The 22,541-nt window shown below is 73.8% G+C and carries 13 protein-coding genes; 10 read left to right on the top strand and 3 right to left on the bottom strand.

Annotated elements, in window-relative coordinates; translation table 11 throughout:
• Positions 1-98 precede the first annotated feature (98 nt).
• From AC07GB_RS02490 to moeZ, 4 genes are all read left to right on the top strand, one after another.
• Positions 99-1,730: a hypothetical protein gene (locus tag AC07GB_RS02490; protein ID WP_478841358.1), complete on the top strand. Its 1,632-nt coding sequence runs from the start codon at positions 99-101 to the stop codon at positions 1,728-1,730.
• A gap of 170 nt (positions 1,731-1,900) precedes the next feature.
• Positions 1,901-2,851: an NAD-dependent epimerase/dehydratase family protein gene (locus AC07GB_RS02485; protein WP_478841357.1), complete on the top strand. Its 951-nt coding sequence runs from the start codon at positions 1,901-1,903 to the stop codon at positions 2,849-2,851.
• Positions 2,839-3,654, top strand: coding sequence for a spherulation-specific family 4 protein (locus AC07GB_RS02480; RefSeq protein ID WP_478841356.1), 816 nt, complete (start codon positions 2,839-2,841; stop codon positions 3,652-3,654). The genes AC07GB_RS02485 and AC07GB_RS02480 overlap by 13 nt, the downstream gene beginning before the upstream one ends.
• A gap of 63 nt (positions 3,655-3,717) precedes the next feature.
• The gene (moeZ, locus tag AC07GB_RS02475) at positions 3,718-4,896 is read left to right on the top strand and encodes an adenylyltransferase/sulfurtransferase MoeZ (RefSeq protein ID WP_478841355.1); all 1,179 of its coding nucleotides are present in this window, start codon (positions 3,718-3,720) and stop codon (positions 4,894-4,896) included.
• Between the two features lie 116 nt (positions 4,897-5,012).
• Here the strand turns inward: moeZ and AC07GB_RS02470 are convergent, their stop codons facing one another.
• From AC07GB_RS02470 to AC07GB_RS02460, 3 genes are all read right to left on the bottom strand, one after another.
• Positions 5,013-6,584: an alpha/beta hydrolase gene (locus AC07GB_RS02470; protein WP_478841354.1), complete on the bottom strand. Its 1,572-nt coding sequence runs from the start codon at positions 6,582-6,584 to the stop codon at positions 5,013-5,015.
• Positions 6,585-6,672: 88 nt separating this feature from the next.
• Positions 6,673-8,259, bottom strand: a complete 1,587-nt coding sequence (locus AC07GB_RS02465) for an alpha/beta fold hydrolase (RefSeq protein ID WP_478841353.1) — start codon at positions 8,257-8,259, stop codon at positions 6,673-6,675.
• 112 nt (positions 8,260-8,371) lie between these two features.
• Positions 8,372-11,323 (bottom strand): lysylphosphatidylglycerol synthase transmembrane domain-containing protein, encoded by a 2,952-nt coding sequence (locus AC07GB_RS02460; protein ID WP_478841352.1) that lies wholly within the window; start codon positions 11,321-11,323, stop codon positions 8,372-8,374.
• A gap of 173 nt (positions 11,324-11,496) precedes the next feature.
• Here AC07GB_RS02460 and AC07GB_RS02455 point away from each other — a divergent pair, with 173 nt between their 5' ends.
• The 6 genes from AC07GB_RS02455 (at position 11,497) to nudC (ending at position 22,529) form a co-directional block, all read left to right on the top strand.
• On the top strand, positions 11,497-11,895 hold the full coding sequence (locus AC07GB_RS02455; protein WP_478841351.1) for an MGMT family protein: 399 nt from the start codon (positions 11,497-11,499) through the stop codon (positions 11,893-11,895).
• Positions 11,896-12,066: 171 nt separating this feature from the next.
• Positions 12,067-15,501 (top strand): ATP-dependent helicase, encoded by a 3,435-nt coding sequence (locus AC07GB_RS02450; protein WP_478841350.1) that lies wholly within the window; start codon positions 12,067-12,069, stop codon positions 15,499-15,501.
• Positions 15,502-15,681: 180 nt separating this feature from the next.
• Positions 15,682-16,386, top strand: coding sequence for a hypothetical protein (locus tag AC07GB_RS02445; RefSeq protein WP_478841349.1), 705 nt, complete (start codon positions 15,682-15,684; stop codon positions 16,384-16,386).
• Positions 16,387-16,455: 69 nt separating this feature from the next.
• On the top strand, positions 16,456-20,007 hold the full coding sequence (locus AC07GB_RS02440; RefSeq protein WP_478841348.1) for a UvrD-helicase domain-containing protein: 3,552 nt from the start codon (positions 16,456-16,458) through the stop codon (positions 20,005-20,007).
• A gap of 92 nt (positions 20,008-20,099) precedes the next feature.
• The gene (locus AC07GB_RS02435; RefSeq protein ID WP_478841347.1) at positions 20,100-21,521 is read left to right on the top strand and encodes a dipeptidase; all 1,422 of its coding nucleotides are present in this window, start codon (positions 20,100-20,102) and stop codon (positions 21,519-21,521) included.
• Between the two features lie 60 nt (positions 21,522-21,581).
• Complete coding sequence (nudC, locus tag AC07GB_RS02430) at positions 21,582-22,529, top strand: NAD(+) diphosphatase (protein WP_478841346.1); 948 nt, start codon at positions 21,582-21,584, stop codon at positions 22,527-22,529.
• The last annotated feature ends 12 nt before the right edge of the window (positions 22,530-22,541 follow it).

Below are 22,541 nucleotides of genomic sequence, written 5' to 3'. Positions count from 1 at the left end.
CGCGGGGGGTGGCGGCCTCACGTGCGGGGGCCTCGCGTGGGGCGGCGGCCTCGTATACGGGGGCGACTTCCCGCGCCGGGGTGGCCCCACGTGCGGGGGTGGCTTCGCGTACGGCGGCGGGGGAGCGGGCTTGGACGGCTGGCCCCAGGCCCGACGCGCTCGCCCCCGGGCCCGAGGACGCGCCCGCCGCCAGGTCCGGCGACGTGCCCGCCCCCAGGCCTGCCGGCGCCTCTGCCCTCGGGTTCGACGACGCGCTCGCCCTCACGTCCGACGCGGCTGGCCCCGGGCCCGAGGCGCTTGCCCCCGGGCCCGAGGACGCGCTCGCCGCCAGGTCCGGCGACGCGCTCGCCCCCAGGCCTGGCGGCGCCTCTGCCCTCGGGTTCGACGACGCGCTCGCCCCCACGTCCGACACGGCTGGCCCCGGGCCCGACGCGCTCGCCCCCGGGCCCGAGGACGCGCCCACCGCCAGGTCCGGCGACGCGCTCGCCCCCAGGCCCGAGAACGCGCCCGCCCTCAGGTCCGATGACGTCTCCGCCCTCGGGCTCGACGACGCGCTCGCTGCAAGGTCCGACGAGGTCCCTGTCCTCAGGCTCGACGGCGCCCCTGCCCCCACCCCCCACGACGCCCCCGCCCCGAAGCCCGGCGCCGTCGACCCCGTCAAGGCGCTGCTCCACCGCCACCGCGCCCTGTGCGAGCGTGCCGTCGATCCGCTGGAGATCGCGGCGGGCCTGGAGGCGCACGGGGTCACCGACCGCACGGCCGCGCGGTTCCGGCACCGTGATGTGTTCGCCCTCGCCGAGGAGATGTACGCGCGCGTGCCGCGCGACAGCGACACATGGGATGCCCCTGACGCCCGCGACGCCCCCGGGCCCCACAGCAGCGGCCTGCCCCGCGCCACCGCTCCCGAAGTCCACGCCCACTGGCCCGTGTTCGCGCTGCTCCCCGGCGCGGTGTGCGCCCTCGGCCTCGCCGGGCTCGCCCTCACCGGAGGCGGCGCACGCCTCGCGGTCGCGGTGGGCGGCGCGCTCGCCCTGGCCGTCACCGCACGTGTCGCCCTGCGCCACGGCCCGCTGCGCACCCCCCGCCCCGCCGCGCCCGCCACGCGCGCGTGGACCTGCTGGCTGCTCGCGTACGCCCTGCTCGGCGAGGGACTGCTGCGCGCCGCCGCCCCGGGCGGGCCGGACCGGCCCTGGACACCATCGGCCCTGGCCGCCCTCACGCTCGCCACCGCCGTCGCGCCCGGCCTCGCCTGCGCGCGGCTCTTCGCGGTGCGGGCCCGCGCCCGGCTCGGCCGCAGCCGGGGGCTCGCCGACTTCGCCGCGTCCGTACGGCCCCTCCTGACCGGCGTGTTCGCGCTCTACGCGGCCACGGTGGGCCTCGCCGCCGCCGGAGCGTCCGCCGCGCTCGGCCTCGACGACGTGACCCCCTGCCTGAGCGCCGGCGCGCTGGCCGTACTGCTCTGGCTCGGCCGCCTCCTCGCCGCGCACGGCTCCACGCGCGCCCCCGGACTCGTGTACGCCGCGGTCGGCGCGACCGGTGCGGCGGCCCTGGCCCTCGCCTGGGCGGCCCGCCTCCCCGGCTGCGGCTTCCTCGCGGCGCCGGTGGAGACCGCGGCCCTCACCTGGGACGCGCCCGCCGTCGCCTGCGGAGCGGGGGCCGCCGTACTCCTGGCCCGCGCGGTCCGCGTGCTCGGCCGCGCCTCCGCGCACGCCCACGGGGGCACGGCGTGAACGGGCGCGCCGCCCCTCGGCGCCCGCGCCCCCGCCCGCTTCCGTACCCCCGGGGCGCACCCCCTGACCACCCCGGTCCACCCGTCGCCCGAGACCAGCCGGCACCCCCCTGAAGGAGAACCACAGATGACAAGGCCCAGCATCCGAGCGTCCGTCCCCGGAGGCGCCCGATGAGGGTGTTGCTGATCGGAGCCAACGGATACCTCGGCCGGTTCGTCGCCGACCGGCTGCTCGCCGACCCGGCGGTCCAGCTCACCGCGCTCGGCCGCGGGGACGACTCGGACGTACGGTTCGACCTCGCCAGCGGCAGCCCCGGCGCGCTCACCCGCTTCCTGGACGCCGTGCACCCCGGCGTCGTCATCAACTGCGCGGGCGCCACCCGCGGCGGCGCCCGCGAACTGACCCGGCACAACACCGTCGCCGTCGCCACCATCTGCGAGGCCCTGCGCCGCAGCGGCTGCGGCGCCCGCCTGGTGCAGCTCGGCTGCGGCGCCGAGTACGGACCGAGCCAGCCCGGCTCGTCCACCGCCGAGGACGCCGTGCCCCGCCCCGGCGGCCCCTACGGCGTCAGCAAGCTGGCCGCCACCGAACTCGTCCTCGGCTCCGGGCTCGACGCCGTGGTCCTGCGGGTGTTCTCACCCGCGGGCCCCGGCACCCCCGCAGGATCGCCGCTCGGCCGCCTCGCCGAGGCCATGCGCCGCGCCATGCAGTCCGGCGACGGCGAGCTGAAGCTCGGCGGACTCGGCGTACAGCGCGACTTCATCGACGTACGCGACGTCGCGCGGGCCGTGCACGCCGCCTCGCTCTCCGCCGCCCAGGGCATCGTCAACATCGGCTCCGGGCGCGCCGTGCGGCTGCGCGACGCCGCCGCCGTACTCGCCCGCGTCGCCGGCTACGGCGGCGCCCTGCACGAACTCGACCAGCCACCCGGCAGGCCGAGCCTGCACCCGCGGCCCGACGCCGACCACACCGCCCCCACCGCCTACCCCTACCCGGACGGCTGCGGCAGCTGGCAGCAGGCCGACGTGCGCACCGCCCGCGACCGGCTCGGCTGGCGCCCGCGCATCAACCTCGAAGAGTCGCTCGCCGACATCTGGATGGAGGCCGCATGCCGCATCTAGGCCGCACACCGCGCCCCGGCCCCACCCCCCGGCCGGGCCGCGGCCCCCGTCCGACGGGCGCCACCGCCCCGGTCGTCCCGCGGACCGGGCTGCGCGTCGGCTTCGGCGTCCCCGGCATCGCCCACCCCCTGCTCGCCTCGGCCGAGTGGGCCGAACTCACCCGGTCGAGCGACTCCTTGCACTGGGTCGTCCTGAACGTCGCGGGCGGCCCCGGCGACCGGCCCGACCCGCACTGCCTGGACGCCGCGGGACGCCTGCGGAACGCGGGCGTCCGGGTCCTCGGCCACCTCGACGTCGCCCACGGCGCCCGGAGCTTCGGCGAACTCGTCTCCGACGCCCACCGCTACCTCGACTGGTATCTGGCCGACGGGTTCTACCTCGCCCGCTGCCCGACCGAGCGCGCGGCGCTCCCGGAGGTCCGGCGCACCGTCACCACCCTGCGCGCGCTGTTGGGCCGGGCCCACGTGGTGTTCGGGCACGGCACCCACCCGTACCCCGGATACGTCGAGAGCGCCGACCAGTTGGTGACGTTCAGCGGGCCCTGGAGCGACTACCGCTGGTCCCAGGTCGCCGAGTGGACCGCCGACTATCCGCCCGAGCGCTTCTGCCACCTCGTGCACGGCGTGCCGCGTGGCCACCTCGACGAGGCGCTGCGCGTCGCGCGCTGGCAGGGCGCGTCGACGATCTACTTCACCGACCGCGCCGATGGCGGCTGCGGCGGCGCGGGCGGCGAGCCCTGGGAGGCCCTGCCCGGTTACTGGGACGAGATCGTCTCGCGCATCGGACCAGGTGTCTCGGAATGAAGAAGGCCGTGGCAGTGTTACGCACAGAACAACCGTTCCGCATATCCGACCAACGGAGTCCCCGTGTCGCTGCCACCCCTGGTCGAGCCCGCATCCGAGCTGACCGTCGACGAGGTCCGCAGGTACTCCCGCCACCTGATCATCCCGGACGTCGGGATGGACGGGCAGAAGCGGCTGAAGAACGCCAAGGTGCTCTGTGTGGGCGCCGGCGGCCTCGGGTCACCGGCGCTGATGTACCTCGCGGCGGCGGGCGTCGGCACCCTTGGCATCGTGGAGTTCGACGAGGTCGACGAGTCGAACCTGCAACGGCAGATCATCCACAGCCAGTCCGACATCGGCCGCTCCAAGGCCGCGTCGGCGCGCGACAGCGTCCTCGGCATCAACCCGTACGTGAACGTGGTCCTGCACGAGGAGCGGCTCGAAGCCGACAACGTGATGGACATCTTCGGCCAGTACGACCTGATCGTCGACGGCACCGACAACTTCGCGACCCGCTACCTGGTCAACGACGCCTGCGTGCTCCTGAACAAACCGTACGTGTGGGGCTCCATCTACCGCTTCGACGGCCAGGCTTCGGTGTTCTGGTCCGAGCACGGCCCCTGCTACCGCTGCCTCTACCCCGAGCCCCCGCCCCCCGGCATGGTCCCGTCCTGCGCCGAGGGCGGCGTGCTCGGCGTGCTGTGCGCGTCCATCGGCTCCATCCAGGTCAACGAGGCCATCAAGCTCCTCGCGGGCATCGGCGAGCCCCTCGTCGGCCGCCTGATGATCTACGACGCCCTGGAGATGCAGTACCGCCAGGTCAAGGTCCGCAAGGACCCGGACTGCGCGGTCTGCGGTGAGAACCCCACCGTCACCGAACTCATCGACTACGAGGCCTTCTGCGGCGTCGTGTCCGAGGAGGCCCAGGAGGCGGCCGCCGGTTCGACGATCACTCCCACGCAGCTCAAGGAGTGGATCGACGCCGACGAGAAGATCGAGATCATCGACGTCCGCGAGCCGAACGAGTACGAGATCGTCTCGATCCCCGGCGCCAAGCTGATCCCGAAGAACGAGTTCCTCATGGGCACCGCCCTGGAGACCCTGCCGCAGGACAAGAAGATCGTCTTGCACTGCAAGACGGGTGTCCGCAGTGCGGAAGTCCTCGCCGTCCTGAAGTCCGCGGGCTTCGCGGACGCCGTGCACGTGGGCGGCGGCGTGATCGGCTGGGTGAACCAGATCGAGCCCGAGAAGCCGGTCTACTAGACGCGGGACCGCTCGGCGCGGGACCTCCGGGGACACGGGTCCTCGGAGGCAGCGTCGCCGGCGGCAGGGCGCCGGCCTCGACGGCCCCCGGGTGGCAGCCACCCGGGGGCCGTTCGTCACGGTGCGCAGACCTTGCCGTCGCGCGGGACCTCGCCCTTGAGCAGGTAGTCGTTCACCGTGCCGTCGACGCAGTCGCTGCCGTTGCCGTACGCCCCGTGGCCCTCGCCCTTCCACGTCAGCTGGACGCCGACGCCCTCACCCAGCTCGTCCGCCATCCTGCGGGCGCCCTCGAACGGCGTCGCCGGATCGCCGGTGTTCCCGACGACCAGGACGGGAGCGGCGCCGGGGGCGCTCACCTCCGGGCTGTCCTGAAGCCCCGCCACCGGCCAGTCGTGGCACCAGCCCGCAGTGTCCCAGGCCATGAAGCCACCGAACACCGGCGATATCTCCCGGAACGCGGCCAGCCGCGCCTTGGCCTCGCCCACGGTCGAGCGCTCCTTGCCGTCACGGCAGGAGATCGCGCGCTGCGCGTGGCTCTCCGTGCTGTACGCGCCGGACGCCTCGCGCTGGTTGTAGGTGTCGGCCAGCTCCAGGAGCGCCGAGCCGTCGCCCTTCTCGGCCTGCTCCAGGGCGTCGGCGAGCACCGGCCAGGTCTGCCTGCTGTACAGCGCCACGATGATGCCCGTCGTCGCGAGGGCCTCGCCGAGCCTGCGCCCGGGCGTGGACGTCCGCAGCGGCTTCGCGTCCACGCGGCGCAGCAGGTCGGCTATCTTCCGTGTGCCCTTCCGGGGGTCCTCGCCGGAGGACCGGAGGTAGTTCTCCAGGGCCCGCTGGAAGCCCCGCGCCTGGTTCCGCGCGTGGCCCACCGAGCCCGCCGTCGGGTCGACGACCGCGTCGAGGGTGAGGCGCCCCACCCTCTTGGGGAACAAGTGGGCGTACGTGCCGCCCAGTTCGGTGCCGTACGAGATGCCGAAGTAGTGCAGCTTCTCGTCGCCGAGTACCTGCCGCAGCACGTCCATGTCGCGGGCCGCCTCGGCCGTCGAGACGTGCGGCAGGAGCTTCTTCGCGGCCCGCGCGCAGCCCGCGCCGAACGCCGTCGCGTCGGCCAGATACGCCTTCTCCTCGGCCGGAGTGTCCGGGGTGGGGTCGGTGGACTCCGCCGCCTGCGTGCGCTTGTCGCTCCGGCAGCGCAGGCCCTCGCTGCCCGCGACGCCGCGCGGGTCGAAGCTCACCAGGTCGTACCGCTCACGCAGGGCGCCGTACGAGGCGGCGAAGGAGGGGAGCCTGGAGACGCCCGAGCCGCCGGGGCCGCCGAAGTTGAACACGAGCGAGCCGATGCGGTCGCCGCGCTTCTTCGCGGTGGACGTCGCGCGGATCAGGGCGATGCCGATCGTCTCCCCTTCCGGCTCCGCGTAGTCCAGCGGGACCTTCAGGGTCGCGCACCGCCACTCGCCGCCGGGCGGGGCGTCCTCGCCCGAGCCCTCGCACGCGCCCCAGTCGAGCCGCTGCGAGACGACGGCGGCGGGCAGCGTGGACGACGGGTCCGGCCGCGGCTCCGGGTCCGCGCCCTGGGCCGCGGGACGCTCGCCGCCCTCGCTGTCGGACGAGCCGCTACAGCCCGCCGCCGCGAGCGCGGCCATCAGGGTCAGCGCGGTGGCCAGAGCCACCGACCGTACGAAACGCGGCATGTCTCGCTTCCCCCCTCGAAAGAACGTCCGGCCATCCTAGGCGGGGCCACTGACAGTGCCCCGCGCCCGCCCCCGGCCGGTCTCGACCTCAAGTCCCCGACGGGCCCGCTGCCTTGCCCGGGCCGCAGACCGTGCCCGGCTTCGGCACCGTCCCCTCCAACAGATAGCCGTCCACCGCGCCGCGTACGCACCGGTCCTTGCTGTCGTACGCGCCGTGCCCCTGGCCCTTGTACGTCAGCTCGACACCGACGCCCTCACCGAGCGCGCGGGCCATCGCACGGGCGCCCTCGTAGGGAGTGGCGGGGTCCCCGGTGTTGCCGATGACGAGGATCGGCGCCGCCCCCGACGCGCCGACGTCCGGGTGGTCGGCCTCGCCCGGCACGGCCCAGTCGGTGCAGCCGAGCATGCCCCACGCCAGGTAGTCACCGAACAGCGGCGATGCCGCGCGGAACCGGGGGAGCCGCGCCTCGACGTCGGACGTCCTGTAACGCGGCTTGTCGTCGGCACAGTTGATCGCGACGTTCGCGGCCGCCAGGTTGCTGTACTCGCCGTCCTCACTGCGCCCGTTCATGGAGTCGGACAGGAGCATGAGGATCCGGCCGTCGCCGTCGTAGGCCTCCTGAAGGCCCTCGGTGAGGTAGGGCCAGAAGTCCTTGGAGTAGAGGGCCTGCACGATGCCGTTGGTGGCCGCGGTCTGGGTGAGGCGACGCGGCGGGAGGCCGGGCAGCGGCTTGGCGTCCAGGTCCTTCAGGAGCTTGGCGATCCGGTTCTTGACGTCGTCCTCGGTGTCGCCGACGGGGCAGTCGTCCTCCTGGGAGACGCAGTCCTTCGCGAAGTTGTCGAGGGCGAGCTGGAAGCCCTCGGCCTGCCCCAGGGAGCCCTGTTCGGGCGTCTCCGTGGGGTCGACGACGGCGTCGAACACGGCGCGCCCCACGTTCTCTGGGAACAAGTGCGCGTAGACGCCACCGAGTTCGGTGCCGTAGGAGATGCCGAAGTAGTGCAGCTTCTCGTCGCCGAGTACCTGCCGCATCAGGTCCATGTCGCGTGCCACGTCGGTGGTGCGCACGTGGGGGAGGACCGTGCCGGAGTTCTTCTCGCACGCCTTGTTGAAGTCCTTGACGGTGTCGATGAACTCCTTGCGCTCGGTCTCGTCGTCGGGCGTGGCGTCCTGCTGGAAGTACGCGTCGAGCTGTTCGTCGTCCTCGCACCGCACGCCCTGGCTGCGGCCGACGCCGCGCGGGTCGAAGCTCACCAGGTCGTAGCGGGTGCGCAGCTTCGCGTAGTCGGCGCCGAACGCGGGCAGCGTGGTGACGCCCGAGCCCCCGGGGCCGCCGAAGTTGAACACGAGCGAGCCGATGCGCTTGCCCCCGGCGCCGCCGGCCCGCGCGCGGATGAGGGCGATGCCGATCGTGTCGCCCTCGGGCTCGTCCCAGTCCAGCGGGGCCTTCATGGTGGCGCACTGCCACGTCGCTCCGCCGGGCAGCGGCGAGGGGGCCCCGCCGCCGCCCTCGGCCGCGGACGGCGCCGGGCAGTCCTTCCAGCTGAGCTTCTGGTCCGGCCGGGCCTCGTCGGCGTCGGCACTGTCCGAGGCCCCGTCACCGCAGGCCGCGAGCGCGGAGGACAGCAGGACGGCGGTGGCGGCCAGAGCCCTGGCGCGCGGCGGGAGCTTGGGCATGGCTCCATCCTGCGGTCGAGCAGGGCGGGGCGCTCGGGGCGCGGGCCGTGCGGGTGACCCGGCCGCCGTCAGGGCGCGCCGCGCCGCCGCGCCGCCGATGCGCCGGGGCGCGCTACAGCAGCCCCTTGCGCGTCAGGTGGTTGAAGAACAGCCACCCCGGGAGCACCGGGAGCCACAGCGTGAGGAGGCGGTACAGCAGCACCGCGGGCGCCGCCACGTCGTTGGGCACGCCCACCGCGATGAGGCCGAGCGTGAGGGTCGCCTCGACCGCGCCGACACCGCCGGGCGTGGGCGCCGCCGAGCCGAGCGCGTTGCCCGCGAGGAACACCACGGCGACGCTGGCCAGACTCAGGGTGCCCATCTCCTCGCTGGCGAACGCCCGTACGGACGCGTCCAGGCACAGCACGAAGAGGAACGTCAGGAGCAGCATCCCGCCGATGCCCGTCAGCAGCTTCTGCGGTCGCTGGAGGACGTCCAGCATGCGCGGCACGACCCCCGCGAACAGCGACCGTACGCGCGTGACGACGAACTTCCGCAGGAAGGGGATGGCGGTCACCACGAGCACCAGGACCGCGACCGACAACAGGCCCGCGATGACCGTGCGCGACGGCGTCAGGGTGGGGGTCTTCTGGGTGCCCGTCACATAGCCGAAGACGAGCAGCAGGATGATGTGCGAGCCGAGCCCGAACAGCTGCGAGGCGCCGACACTCGCCACCGCGAGCCCGGAGCGCACCCCCGACCGCTGGAGGAACCGGGTGTTCAGCGCGACACCGCCGACCGCCGCGGGCGCCACGATCTTCACGAACGACCCGGCGACCTGCGCGGCCACCGCCCGCAGGAACGGCACCCGCTCCGGCACGAAGCCGAGCAGGCTCATCGCCGCGGCGAAGTAGCTGAGCGCGGAGAACACCACGGCCGCGGCGACCCAGCCCCACTCCGCCTCGCCGACGATGGTGCCGAAGTCGACGTGGGTGAGCTGCGAGAGCAGGAAGTACGCGCCGAAGGCACCGGCGATGAAGCTGATCAGCGTGCGCGGCCTGATCCGCTCCAGCTGCGCCGGCTCGACGGGTGCCGTCGGCCGGATGAGCAGCACCTGGTGGCGGATCTGGGTGAGCAGGTCCTCCTCACGGGCCTGTTCCAGGGCCTCGTCTATGGCCTGCTTCTCGGCCTGCTTCTCCGCGCGCAGCGACTTGCGCGCCGCCGCCGTGTCCGCGGCCTGCTCCCGCGGCGCCTCCTCACCCGAGGCCGCCTTGGCCTTCCGGGACGCCTCAAGGACCGCGTCGCGCTCACGCTGGGCACGCTCACGGGCCCGCTTGCGCAGCGTCGCACGCGTGGAGCGCGTCAGGGCGATCGGCTGGAGCAGCGGCAGACAGTCGGCCACGTCGTCCGGCCCGAGCACCTCGACCGCGCAGGCGACCGCGCGCTCCGCGCCGACGCGCAGCCCGAAGGCGGTGAGCAGCTGCGCGATGTCCATCCGCAGCACGAGGTCACCGGCCGCGATCTCGCCGCCGCGCAGATCCGTCAGGATCACCCTGCCGGAACGATCCACCAGGATGGCGTCCCCGGCGAGCCTGCGGTGCGCGATCCGCCGCGACTGGAGCGCCCGCACCTGCCGCCAGGTCTCGCGCATCAGCTCGTCGGTGAGGGCCGCGTCGGGCAGCGAGTCCAGGGTCCGCCCGCCGGTGTGCTCGTAGACGAGGATCACCGCGTCCGGGCCCAGCTCGGAGGTGGCGATCAGCTTCGGCGCGTTGGCGCCCGCCGCGATCGCCGCGTACGCGAGGAGGGCCTCCTGCTCCAGGGCCTGGCGCAGCGACTGGAGGCTGCGCCGGGTGGTGATGCTGCGCAGCGTGAGGCGGCGCCAGACCCGGTAGAAGAAGCCCTGCGCCTGCTGCTCGCGGTCGATGACCGTGACGTCGAGGGGTGGCCCGTCCTCCAGGGTGACGAAGTAGCGCCGGCCGCGGTCGCCGTGGTCGGCGCTGTCCCCGGCGTCCTCGCGGGCGGCGCTCACCGGGCGGAAGCCGACGTGCCGCAGACCCGCGAGGAGCGTCTGCCCGGTGGGCTGCACGTTCGGCGAGCCGACCGCGTACAGCGTGCCGTACGCCACGGTCCAGCCGATCAGGACCGTCAGGATGATCGAGAACGGTGTCGTGTTGCCCGACACGAGCATCGTGAAGGCTTCGAGCAGCAGCACCACCAGCAGGACGACGCGCCAGCGCGGGCGGCGTGCCATGCCCACGGCCGTCATGTACGCGATGACCGGGGCGAGATAGCCGTGCACCGGGTCGGTCAGCGAACTCACGTCGCCGGGCGAGGGCTGCGTCAGGGCGTCCTGGATGGACTCGGGGGCGCCCCTGGCGACCCACAGGTCGGTGGCCAGGGTCACGCCGTGCGCGAGGACGGCCGCGAGGACGCCGTCGGCGATGCGCAGGCCGTCCCGTTTGATCAGGCGCTCGATCGCGAACGCCACGGGCACCAGCAGGACGCCGATGCTTGCCGTCAGGCCCGCCAGTTTCATCAACAGGTCCGGCGGCTCGCCGGTGCCCGCGTTGATGTCCTGCTCAAGGCCGGACGTCGTGCCGTGCGCGAACGCGGAGAACGCGAGCAGCACGGCGATCGCCAGCATGCCGATGAGCAGCCGCATCAGGTCGGAGGGGCGGTGCACGCGCGCGGGGAGCAGCGGTTCGTCGCCCTCCACGCGGTCGGCGTACGCGTCGTCGGCGCAGTCGGCGTCGAAGCCGGGCACCTCCGCCGGGGCGGCGGTGTCCGCGGGGGGCTGTTCTGCGGGGCGAGGCTCCGTGGAGCGCTCCGTGTGCGGCTCAGCGGGGCGTGGCTCCGCGGGGGGCTGCTCTGCGGGGTGCGGCTCCGTGGGGGGCTGCTCCGTGGCGCGCGGCTCGGCGGTGCCGGACGGCTGCTCGGCGCGCGACGGGGCCGGCGATTCGCGGCCTTCGTGCGTCTCGCCGACGGGCTCACCGCTACCGGGGCGTGACCTGTCCGCGGAGGTGCCAGCCGTCTTGTCGGAATGCACGCTCTGCTGCTCCGTCGCCTCTTCTTGATCTCGTATCACCAGTCACCGCCCGGACGATGGTGGCATGCCCCGTCCGCGACGGGGGGCATCAGGGGGCGATCCGGGGGCGCGAAACGGTCACGATTTGCCACATCGGACCTAGTCGTACACCCTCCCGTACGCTCCGTGGCCACCCCGTCACCGTGTCGGTGCCATGGGGCAGGATGGTCCGGATGAGCGAGGAGAGCGGAGTGCCACCGGAACTCCCGGAGTATGCGGAGCGGGTCCTGGAAGTGGCGGAAATGATTCCCCCGGGCCGTGTCATGACGTACGGAGACGTCGCCGAGTGGCTGGAGGAGGGCGGCCCCCGTCAGGTCGGCCGGGCGATGGCCCTCTACGGAGGCGCGGTGCCGTGGTGGCGTGTGGTCCGCTCCGACGGCGTCCTGCTGCCGGGCCACGAACTGCGCGCCCTGGAGGCCTACCGTGCGGAGGGCACGCCGTTGCGTGAGGCGGGCCGGGCCACACAGGGGCACGTGCCGCGCCTCGACATGCGCCGGGCGCGCTGGGACGGCGCCGGGCCGCCCGCGGACGGCCCCGCCGGACGGCCACGGGCTCCGGAAGGTCACAACTGACAGCTTCCGGCATCCGGGCGCGCGGCGGTGGGCCGCTGGTGGCCCGTACGGGGGAAGCCGCACGTCCCACACGGCCGCTGGCGTAGCGTCGACAGCACGCATGCACCCTCACCCCGTGGCTGTCCCGCAGCCACACCTCGACCAGCACACCCACCAGGACCGGCGACCCACGTGAGCTCCCTTTCATCCGCACGGCACGCGCGGCACCCGTCGTACCAGCAGGTACGACAGGGGGCCGCGGGCGCCTATCGACTGGTGCGTACCCCACCGGTCCTCGCGGACCCCCCTGAGCTGGACGCACGACAGCGCGCCGTGGTTGACCACGACGGCGGCCCGCTGCTCGTTCTCGCAGGTCCGGGCACCGGCAAGACCACGACCCTGGTCGAGTCGGTCGCCGCGCGCGTGGCCAAGGGCACCGACCCCGAGCGTGTCCTCGTGCTCACCTTCAGCCGCAAGGCCGCCGTGGACCTGCGCGACCGGATGGCCCACCGGATCGGCGCCGCCGACGCCCCGCAGGCCACCACGTTCCACTCCTTCTGCTACGCCCTGGTCCGCGCCCACCAGGACGCCGACCTGTTCGTCGAGCCGCTGCGGCTGCTCTCCGGACCCGAGCAGGACGTCGCCGTCCGCGAACTGCTCGCCGGGCAGCTCGGCCTCGGCGAGGAAGGCCTCGCCCGGGTCCGCTGGCCCGACGAGCTGCGCGCCTGCCTGACCACGCGCGGCTTCGCCGACGAGGTGCGCGCCGTCCTCGCCCGCAGCCGCGAGCTGGGCCTCGGCCCCGCCGCCCTCGACGCCTTCGCGCGCCGCAGCGGCCGCCCCGACTGGCGCGCCGCCGCCGCGTTCCTCGCCGAGTACCTCGACGTCCTCGACCTCCAAGGAGTCCTCGACTACGCCGAACTGGTGCACCGCGCGGTCCTGCTCGCCCACCGCCCCGAGGTGGCACGCGCCCTCGCCGCGCAGTACGACGCCGTGTACGTGGACGAGTACCAGGACACCGACCCCTCCCAGGTCCGCCTGCTGCACGCGCTCGCGGGCGGCGGCCGCGACCTCGTCGCCTTCGGAGACCCGGACCAGTCGATCTACGCCTTCCGGGGCGCCGACGTGAACGGCATCCTCCAGTTCCCGGCCGACTTCCCGCGCGCGGACGGCACCCCGGCGCCCGTCGAGGTCCTGACGACGTCCCGCCGCTCGGGCGCGGGACTCCTCGCCGCCACCCGCCTCCTCACCCGGCGCATGCCACTGACCCGGCTGCCCGCCGAGAAGGTCCGCGCCCACCGCGAACTCGCCGCCGTCAGGGACGGCGGGCGCGTGGACGTCCTCACCTTCCCCACAGCCGGTACGGAGATCGACAACATCGCGGACGTCCTGCGCCGCGCGCACCTCGAGGACGGCGTCCCCTGGAGCGAGATGGCCGTCCTCGTCCGCGCGGGCGCCCGCACCCTGCCCTCCTTCCGCCGCGCCCTCACCGCCGCAGGCGTCCCCCTGGACATAGACGGCGACGACATCCCCCTGCGCCACGAACCGGCCGTGACGGCCCTCCTGACGGCCTTGCGGGCGGTGGCGACGGCGGAGGACCAGGCGCGCCGGGGCGAGGCGACGGCGGAGGACCAGGCGCGCCAGGGGCTTCCTGAAGAGGCCGCCGACGACGGCCAGGCACGCCCAGGAGAAGCCGCCGACGGTCAGGGCGGCCCCCAGGTGACCCCGGCCTGGCTCGACACCGAGACCGCGCTCGCCCTGCTCACCTCCCCGCTCGCGGGCATGGACGCAGCCGACCTGCGCCGCCTCGGCCGCGCCCTGCGCGAGGAGGAGCGCGCCGCGGGCAACCACCTGCCGCCGCCCTCCGACGAACTGCTCGCCCGCGCCCTCGCCGAGCCGGAGCGGCTCGTCGCGCACGACCCCTCGTACGCCAAGGGCGCCCAGCGCCTCGGCCGGCTCATCGCCCGGGCACGCGCGTGCCTCGCGGGCGGCGGCACCGCCGAGCAGGCGCTGTGGGAGCTGTGGAACGGCACCCCCTGGCCGCGCCGCCTGGAGCGCACCGCACGGCGCGGCGGCGCCGCGGGCCGCAACGCCGACCGCGACCTCGACGCGGTGTGCGCCCTGTTCGCCACCGCGGCCCGCGCCGAGGAGCGCACCGGCGGCCGCGGCGCCCTGAACTTCCTGGAGGAGATCGAGGCCCAGGACATCGCCGCCGACACGCTCACCCGCCGCGCCGTGCGCCCCGACGCCGTACGCCTCATGACGGCACACCGCTCCAAGGGCCTGCAATGGCGCCTCGTCGTCGTCGCGGGCGTCCAGGAGGGCCTCTGGCCCGACCTGCGCCGCCGCGGCTCCCTCCTGGAGGCCGACCGCATCGGACGCGACGGCATCGCCGAACCCCTCACCCCCGGAGCACTGCTCTCCGAAGAGCGCCGACTGTTCTACGTCGCCGCCACGCGCGCGCGGGAACGCCTGGTCGTCACCGCCGTCAAGGCGCCCGCCGACGACGGCGACCAGCCCTCCCGCTTCCTCACCGAACTCGGCGTCGAGCCCAGGGACGTCACGGGCCGCCCGCGCCGCCCCCTGTCCGTCTCCGCGCTCGTCGCGGAGCTGCGCGCCACGACCGTCGACCCGCACGCGTCGGAGGCCCTGCGCGAGGCCGCGGCCCGGCGCCTGGCCCGCCTCGCCGGGCTCGCCGACACCGACGGGCGCCCCCTCGTGCCGTCCGCGCACCCCTCCCGCTGGTGGGGCATGCACGAGCCCACCGCGAGCACGGTGCCCCTCCGGGACCGCGACAAGCCGGTCGCCCTCTCCGGCAGCGCCCTGGAGCAGCTCGCCCACACCTGCGCCCTCCAGTGGTTCCTGGGCCGCGAGGTGAAGGCGGACGCGCCCGCGACCGTCGCCCAGGGCTTCGGCAACGTCGTCCACGTCCTGGCCGACGAGGTCGCCTCCGGACACACCCCCGCCGACCTCGACGTCCTCATGGAACGCCTCGAATCGGTGTGGGACGCCCTCGCCTTCGACGCCCCCTGGAAGTCCGACCAGGAGAAAGAGCACGCGCGCGCGGCGCTCGAACGGTTCCTCCAGTGGCACGTCAGCGGCGCCCACACGGGCCGCACCCCCGTCGCCAGCGAGCACGGCTTCGACGTGACCCTGCAAGCGGGCTCCTACGAAGTACGCGTACGCGGCTCCATGGACCGCGTCGAACGCGACGGCGAAGGCCGTGCCTACGTAGTCGACTTCAAGACCGGCAAACAGGCCCCCAGCGCCGCCGACGTCGCCCGCCACCCCCAGCTGGCCGTCTACCAGCTCGCGATCCGCGAAGGTGCCGCCGACGACGCCTTCGGCGGCACACGGCCCGAGCCCGGCGGCGCGGAACTGGTGCACCTGCGCCAGGGCGCCGCCAAGAAGGACGGCGGGGACGCCCTCCCGAAGGTCCAGACGCAGCAGCCCCTGTCCGGCGACGGCGACGGCGGCGACGGCGGCGACTGGGTAGGCGACCTCCTGGCCACCGCCGCGGGCAAGGTCCTCGACGAACGCTTCACGCCCGCAACGGGCCAGCACTGCACCCACTGCGCCTTCCGCACCTCTTGCAGCGCCCTCCCGGAGGGCCGCCAGGTCGTGGAGTGACGGCAGCCGCCGCCCCTCTGGTGATGGCGTGCGTCCTGCCCGTGGTGGCCAACGTCACCTTCCGCCACCCGCGCTCATAGCACTCGCACAGGCCATCTAAGGTCTCCGTAAAGCTGAACCGTGTACACGGCGGGCGCCTACCGCACCCCCCGAACGTGCACCGTCCTGAGGAGAGTCACCATGGCAGCCAACCGGAAGCTCCTGGCAGCGGCAGCCGCCTGCGCCGCCGTCGTCATCGGCGTCACGGGCTGCAGCAGCGACGACGGCGACAAGGACCCCTTCGAGGGGATGAGCGCCGACAAGATCGCCAAGAAGGCCGTGGACGCCTCGAAGGGAGCGGGCTCCTTCAAGGTCTCCGGCCAGGGCGAGGAGGCCGGCAAGAAGATCCAGGTCGAGTTCGCCGTCGCCAAGTCCGGCGACTGCCGGGGCAAGACCGGCTCCACGGCCAACGGCTTCGGCGAGATCCTCGTCGTCGACAAGACCTCGTACTTCAAGGGCGACGAGCAGTTCTGGAAGAACAGCGGCAGCTCCGCGATGGGCGACAAGCTCAAGGGCCGCTGGATGAAGACCCCGGGCACCCAGGACAGCAAGGCCTGCGACAAGGACGAGATGTTCAACTCCGCCAAGCTCAAGGGGCTCAAGCGGGAGAAGGACGCCGAGGTCGACGGCGAGAAGGCAGCCGTCCTCACCAAGAAGACCGGCAAGAAGCAGCTGACGTACTACGTCGCACTGGACGGCGAGCCCTACTTCCTGCGCATCGAGGAGAAGGGCTCCGCTCCCACCAAGATGGACTACAGCGACTACGGCAAGCCCGTCGACGTGAAGGCCCCGCCGGCCGACCAGGTCGTCGAGGACAAGGACCTCAAGGACCTCATCGGCGGCTGACGCCGAGGAGGCCCCGGCGGCGGCCGCCGACAGCCCCAGCTGTCAGTGGCCGCCGCTAGCCTTTCTCACGTGCCTTCCCGCCTCACCCACCCCGACCAGCTCAAAGAGCTCCTCGGCATCCCGTTCACCCCGGAGCAGACGGCCTGCATCACCGCGCCGCCCGCCCCGCAGGTGATCGTGGCCGGAGCCGGGTCGGGCAAGACGACGGTGATGGCCGCGCGCGTGGTGTGGCTCGTCGGCACCGGCCAGGTCGCCCCGGAGCAGGTCCTCGGCCTGACGTTCACCAACAAGGCGGCGGGCGAGCTGGCCGACCGCGTCCGCCAGGCCCTCGTCAAAGCAGGCGTCACCGACCCCGACCCGGCCGACCCCGACGACACCCCGGGCGAGCCGGTCATCTCCACGTACCACGCCTTCGCCGGGCGCCTCCTGACCGACCACGGCCTGCGCATCGGCCTGGAGCCCACCTCCCGGCTCCTCGCCGACGCCACCCGCTTCCAGCTCGCCGCGCGCGTCCTGCGCGAAGCCCCCGGCCCGTACCCGGCCCTCACCCGCTCCTTCCCCGACCTCGTCAGCGACCTCCTGGCCCTCGACAGCGAGCTGTCCGAGCACCTCGTCGACCCCAGCAGGCTCCGCGCGTACGACACCGACCTCCTGGCCACCCTGGCAGGCGCCAAGCTCACCAACGCCGACCTCCGCAAGGTCCCCGAAGCGGCGGCCGCCCGCACCGCGCTCACCGGCCTCGTCGAGCGCTACCGCGACGCCAAGCGCGCCCGCGACCTCCTCGACTTCGGCGACCAGATCGCCCACTCCGCCACCCTCGCCCGCACCCGCGCGGACGTCGGCGCGATCCTGCGCGAGGAGTTCCACGTCGTCCTCCTCGACGAGTACCAGGACACGTCCGTCGCCCAGCGCATCCTCCTCGCGGGCCTCTTCGGCGGCGGCACAGGACACCCCGTCACCGCCGTCGGCGACCCCTGCCAGGCGATCTACGGCTGGCGCGGCGCCTCCGTCGCCAACCTCGACGACTTCCCGCACCACTTCGCCCACGCCGACGGCCGCCCCGCCACCCGCCACGCCCTCAGCGAGAACCGCCGCAGCGGCGGCCGCCTCCTCGACCTCGCCAACGGCCTGGCCGCCCCCCTGCGCGCCCGCCACGCCGGCGTGGAAGCCCTGCGGCCCGCCCCCGGCGCCGAGCACGACGGCACCGTCCGCTGCGCGCTCCTGCCCACCCACGCCGAAGAGATCGACTGGATCGCCGACTCCCTCGCCCACCTCGTCCGCACCGGCACACCCCCCGGCGAGATCGCCGTCCTGTGCCGCACCGCCACCGACTTCGCCGCCATCCAGGGCGCCCTCGTCGCCCGCGACGTACCCGTCGAGGTCGTCGGCCTCTCCGGACTCCTGCACCTCCCCGAAGTCGCCGACCTCGTCGCCGTCTGCGAAGTCCTCCAGGACCCCGGCGCCAACGCCTCCCTGGTACGCCTCCTCACCGGCCCCCGCTGGCGCATCGGCCCCCGCGACCTCGCCCTCCTCGGCCGCCGCGCCCGCCTCCTCGTCCGCCACGGCCACCCCGCCGACGACAGCGAGGACCCCGATCGGCGCCTCGCCGCGGCCGTCGAAGGCGTCGACCCCTCCGAAGTGATATCGCTCGCCGACGCCCTCGACACCTTCCTGGAGTCGCCGATCGACACCTCCGAAGACGACGGCCTGCCCTTCTCCCCGGAAGCCCGCGTCCGGTTCGCCCACCTCGCCGCCGAACTACGCGACCTGCGCCGCTCCCTCGCCGACCCCCTCATGGACGTCCTGCACCGCGTCCTCGCCGTCACCGGCCTCGACGTCGAGCTGTCCGCGTCCCCGCACGCCCTGGCCGCCCGCCGCCGCGAAACCCTGTCCAACTTCCTCGACGTCGCCGCGTCCTTCGCCGCCCACGACCCCGCGGCCTCCCTGCTCGCCTTCCTCGCGTTCCTGCGCACCGCCGCGCAGTACGAGAAGGGCCTCGACAACGCCCTGCCCGGCGGCGAGAACACCGTCAAGGTGCTCACCGCCCACAAGTCCAAGGGCCTGGAGTGGGACGTCGTCGCCGTCCCCGGCCTCGTCACCGGCACCTTCCCGAGCGCCCAGGGCCGCGAGAAGTGGACCGCACAGGCCAAGGTCGTCCCGCACGCCCTGCGCGGCGACGCCGACACCCTGCCCGACGTCGACACCTGGGACGCCAAGGGCCTCAAGGCCTTCCACACCGCCATGAAGGAGCACCAGCACACCGAAGAGCTACGCCTCGGCTACGTCACCTTCACACGGCCCCGCAGCCTCCTCCTCGGCTCCGGCCACTGGTGGGGCCCCACCCAGAAGAAGCCGCGCGGCCCCTCCGACTTCCTGACAGCGCTGTACGACCACTGCGCCGCCGGCCACGGCGAGATCGAAGCCTGGGCCGACGAGCCGCAGGACGGCGAGGACAACCCCGCCCTGCGCGACGCCACCGCCGACCACGCCTGGCCACTCCCGCTCGACCCCACCTCCCTGGCCCGCCGCCGCGCCGCCGCCGACACCGTCCAGGCCCACCTGGACCGCCTCAGGACCGGCGGCGCCCGCCACCACGACGAGCCCCACCCGGCAGCCGACCCGGAATGGCCGCCGCCCCCGGAGGAGGACGAACTCCACGAGGAGGCCAGCGGGCTCTACGAGGACCCCCAGCACGGCGAGCCCTACGTTGGAGACGGCCCCGGAGAGACCCCGTACGAGAACAGCGGCCCCCCGCCCCACGACGAGGACCCCTCCGACTGGGACACCTGGAGCAGCGACCGCCCCGAGCCCCCAGCGATCCCGCACGCACGCGTACCCCACCCCGCGGGCCCCGAGCAGAGCCTCACCCCGGAGGAACAGCGCACCCTCGCCTCCTGGGACCGCGACCTGGACGCCCTCACCGACGAACTCCTGCGGGCCCGCGAAGGCGTACGCGACGTCCCCCTGCCCGCCACGCTCACCGCCTCCCAGCTGCTGCGCCTGGCCACCGACCCGGACGGCCTCGCCCAGGAGCTGGCACGGCCCATGCCCCGGCCACCCCAGCCCGCGGCCCGGCGAGGCACCCGCTTCCACGCCTGGGTGGAAGCCCGCTTCGAAGAGCTGCGCCTGCCCATGCTCGGCCCGGACGAACTGCCCGGCGGCGCCCCCGAAGAAGCCGACATCGCCGACGAACGCGACCTGGAAGCACTCAAGGAAGCCTTCGAACGCACCGAGTACGCCCACCGCACGCCCTACCGCGCCGAGGTCCCCGTCCAGCTCACCCTCGCCGGCCGCCTCATCCGCGGCCGCATGGACGCCGTCTACAAGCAGGGCGACGGCCCCGAGGCCACGTACGAGATCGTCGACTGGAAGACCAGCCGCACCCAGGACGCCGACCCCCTCCAGCTCGCCGTCTACCGCCTGGCCTGGGCCGAGCAGCACGGCATCCCCCCGGAATCCGTGACAGCCACCTTCCTGTACGTCCGCAGCGGCGACGTCGTACGCCCCCGCCACCTGCCCGGCCGCGCCGAACTGGAACGGCTGCTGCTCGGCGAGGACGACCCCGCCACCCAGGCCGAGGACAAGCGCGAAAGCGGAGACAACGGCAGCGAGAACCGATGACAACAACCCGCGCGACGGCCACGGCAGCGGCGGCCCAAGGGCCGACCGGCCACCGGACAGGACCGCTCCCGCGGGCCGATAGGCTCGTGACCATGAGTAAGTCCGCCGACCAAGCTGACAGTGTCGTCAGCGCCGTACGCGAGTACGTCGACGACCACCGCGCCGCCTTCCTCGACGACCTCGCCGACTGGCTGCGCATCCCGTCCGTGTCGGCGCAGCCCGAGCACGCCGACGACGTGCGCCGCAGCGCCGACTGGCTCGCCGCCCGGCTGAAGGACACCGGCTTCCCCACCGCCGAGGTGTGGGAGACAGCGGGCGCCCCGGCCGTCTTCGCCGAATGGCCGTCCGACGACCCGCAGGCACCCACCGTCCTCGTCTACGGCCACCACGACGTACAGCCCGCCGCCCGCGAGGACGGCTGGGACACCGACCCCTTCGAGCCCGTCATCCGCGAAAACCGCCTCTACGCGCGCGGTGCCGCCGACGACAAGGGCCAGGTCTTCTTCCACACCCTCGGCGTGCGCGCCCACCTCGCCGTCACCGGCCGCACCACCCCCGCCGTGAACCTCAAGCTGATCGTCGAAGGCGAGGAGGAGTCCGGCTCCGCGCACTTCCGCGACCTCGTCGAGCGCCACCGCGACCGCCTGACCGCCGACGCCGTCATCGTCTCCGACACCGGCATGTGGTCCAAGGACACCCCCACCGTCTGCACCGGCATGCGCGGCCTCGCCGACTGCGAGATCGAGCTGTACGGCCCCGACCAGGACATCCACTCCGGCTCCTTCGGCGGCGCCGTCCCCAACCCGGCCACCGCCGCCGCCCGCCTCGTCGCCGCACTCCACGACGAGCACGCGCGCGTAGCCGTACCGGGCTTCTACGACGGCATCGTCGAACTCACCGACCGCGAACGCGAACTCTTCGCCGAGCTGCCCTTCGACGAAGCCGAATGGCTGCGCACCGCCAAATCCCACGCCACCCACGGCGAAGCCGGCCACACCACCCTCGAACGCATCTGGGCCCGCCCCACCGCCGAGGTCAACGGCATCGGAGGCGGCTACCAAGGCGCCGGCGGCAAGACGATCATCCCGTCCAGCGCCCTACTGAAGCTCTCCTTCCGCCTCGTCGCGGGCCAGGACCCCGACCACGTGGAAGAAGCCGTCCGCGCGTGGGTGGCCGACCAGCTCCCCGCCGGCATCAGGCACACCCTCACCTTCGGCGCCGCCACCCGCCCCTGCCTCACCCCGCTCGACCACCCCGCCCTGCAATCCGTGGCCCGCGCCATGAGCCGCGCCTTCGAGCAGAAGATCCGCTTCACCCGCGAAGGCGGCTCAGGACCGGCAGCCGACCTCCAGGACGTCCTCGGGGCACCCGTGCTCTTCCTCGGCATCTCCATCCCCTCCGACGGCTGGCACGCGCCGAACGAGAAGGTCGAACTCGACCTCCTCCTCAAAGGCGTCGAGACCACCGCCTACCTCTGGGGCGACCTCGCGGAGCACTGGCGCGATGCACCCTGAGCACACCGAAGACACCTGCTCGCTGAACCACCCATTCCACCGGGGGAGTTGGAAGCACCAGTGACCACCTGGACCGACCGCGCCGCAGACCGCCCCGTCTCGCTCACCGCGCCGAGCGGCATCGACCGCGCGGCCCACCACCGCCTCGACGAGCCCTGGCTCGCCGCCGCGTGGAGCCACCCCACGACCCGCGTCTTCGTGGTCTCCGGCGGCCAGGTCCTCATCGACGAGACACCCGACGGCCGCACCGAACTGGTGATGACCCCCACCTTCGAAGCGCCCCTCACCGAAGCCCACCGCTACTTCCTGGGCACCGACGACGACGGCGTGAGCTACTTCGCCCTCCAGAAGGACACCCTGCCCGGCCGCATGGACGCCTCCGCACGCGCCGCCGGACTCCGCGAGGCAGGCCTGCTCCTCTCCCCCCGCGACGCGGGCCTGATGGTGCACGCCGTCGCCCTGGAGAACTGGCAGCGCATGCACCGCTTCTGCTCACGCTGCGGCGAACGCACCGTCATCGCGGCCGCCGGCCACATCCGCCGCTGCCAGGCCTGCGGCGCCGAGCACTACCCGCGCACCGACCCGGCCGTGATCATGCTCGTCACCGACGACAAGGACCGCGCCCTCCTCGGCCGCCAGGTCCACTGGCCCGAAGGCCGCTTCTCCACCCTCGCCGGCTTCGTCGAACCCGGCGAATCCATCGAACAGTCCGTACGCCGCGAAGTCTGGGAAGAAGCCGGCGTCACCGTCGGCGACGTCGAATACGTCACCAGCCAGCCCTGGCCGTTCCCGTCCAGCCTCATGCTCGGCTTCATGGCCAAGGCCACCTCGTCGGAGATCAACGTCGACGGCGAGGAGATCCACGAAGCCCGCTGGTTCTCCCGGGACGACCTGCGGGCCGCGTTCGAGTCCGGAGAGGTCCTGCCTCCCTACGGCATCTCGATCGCGGCCCGCCTGATCGAACTCTGGTACGGCGAGCCCCTGCCACGCCCCGGCGCCGCAGCCTGACCCGCCCCCCGG

The organism is Streptomyces sp. NPDC045778, assembly GCF_056431945.1.
This window is presented reverse-complemented; position numbering and strand designations above follow the sequence as displayed.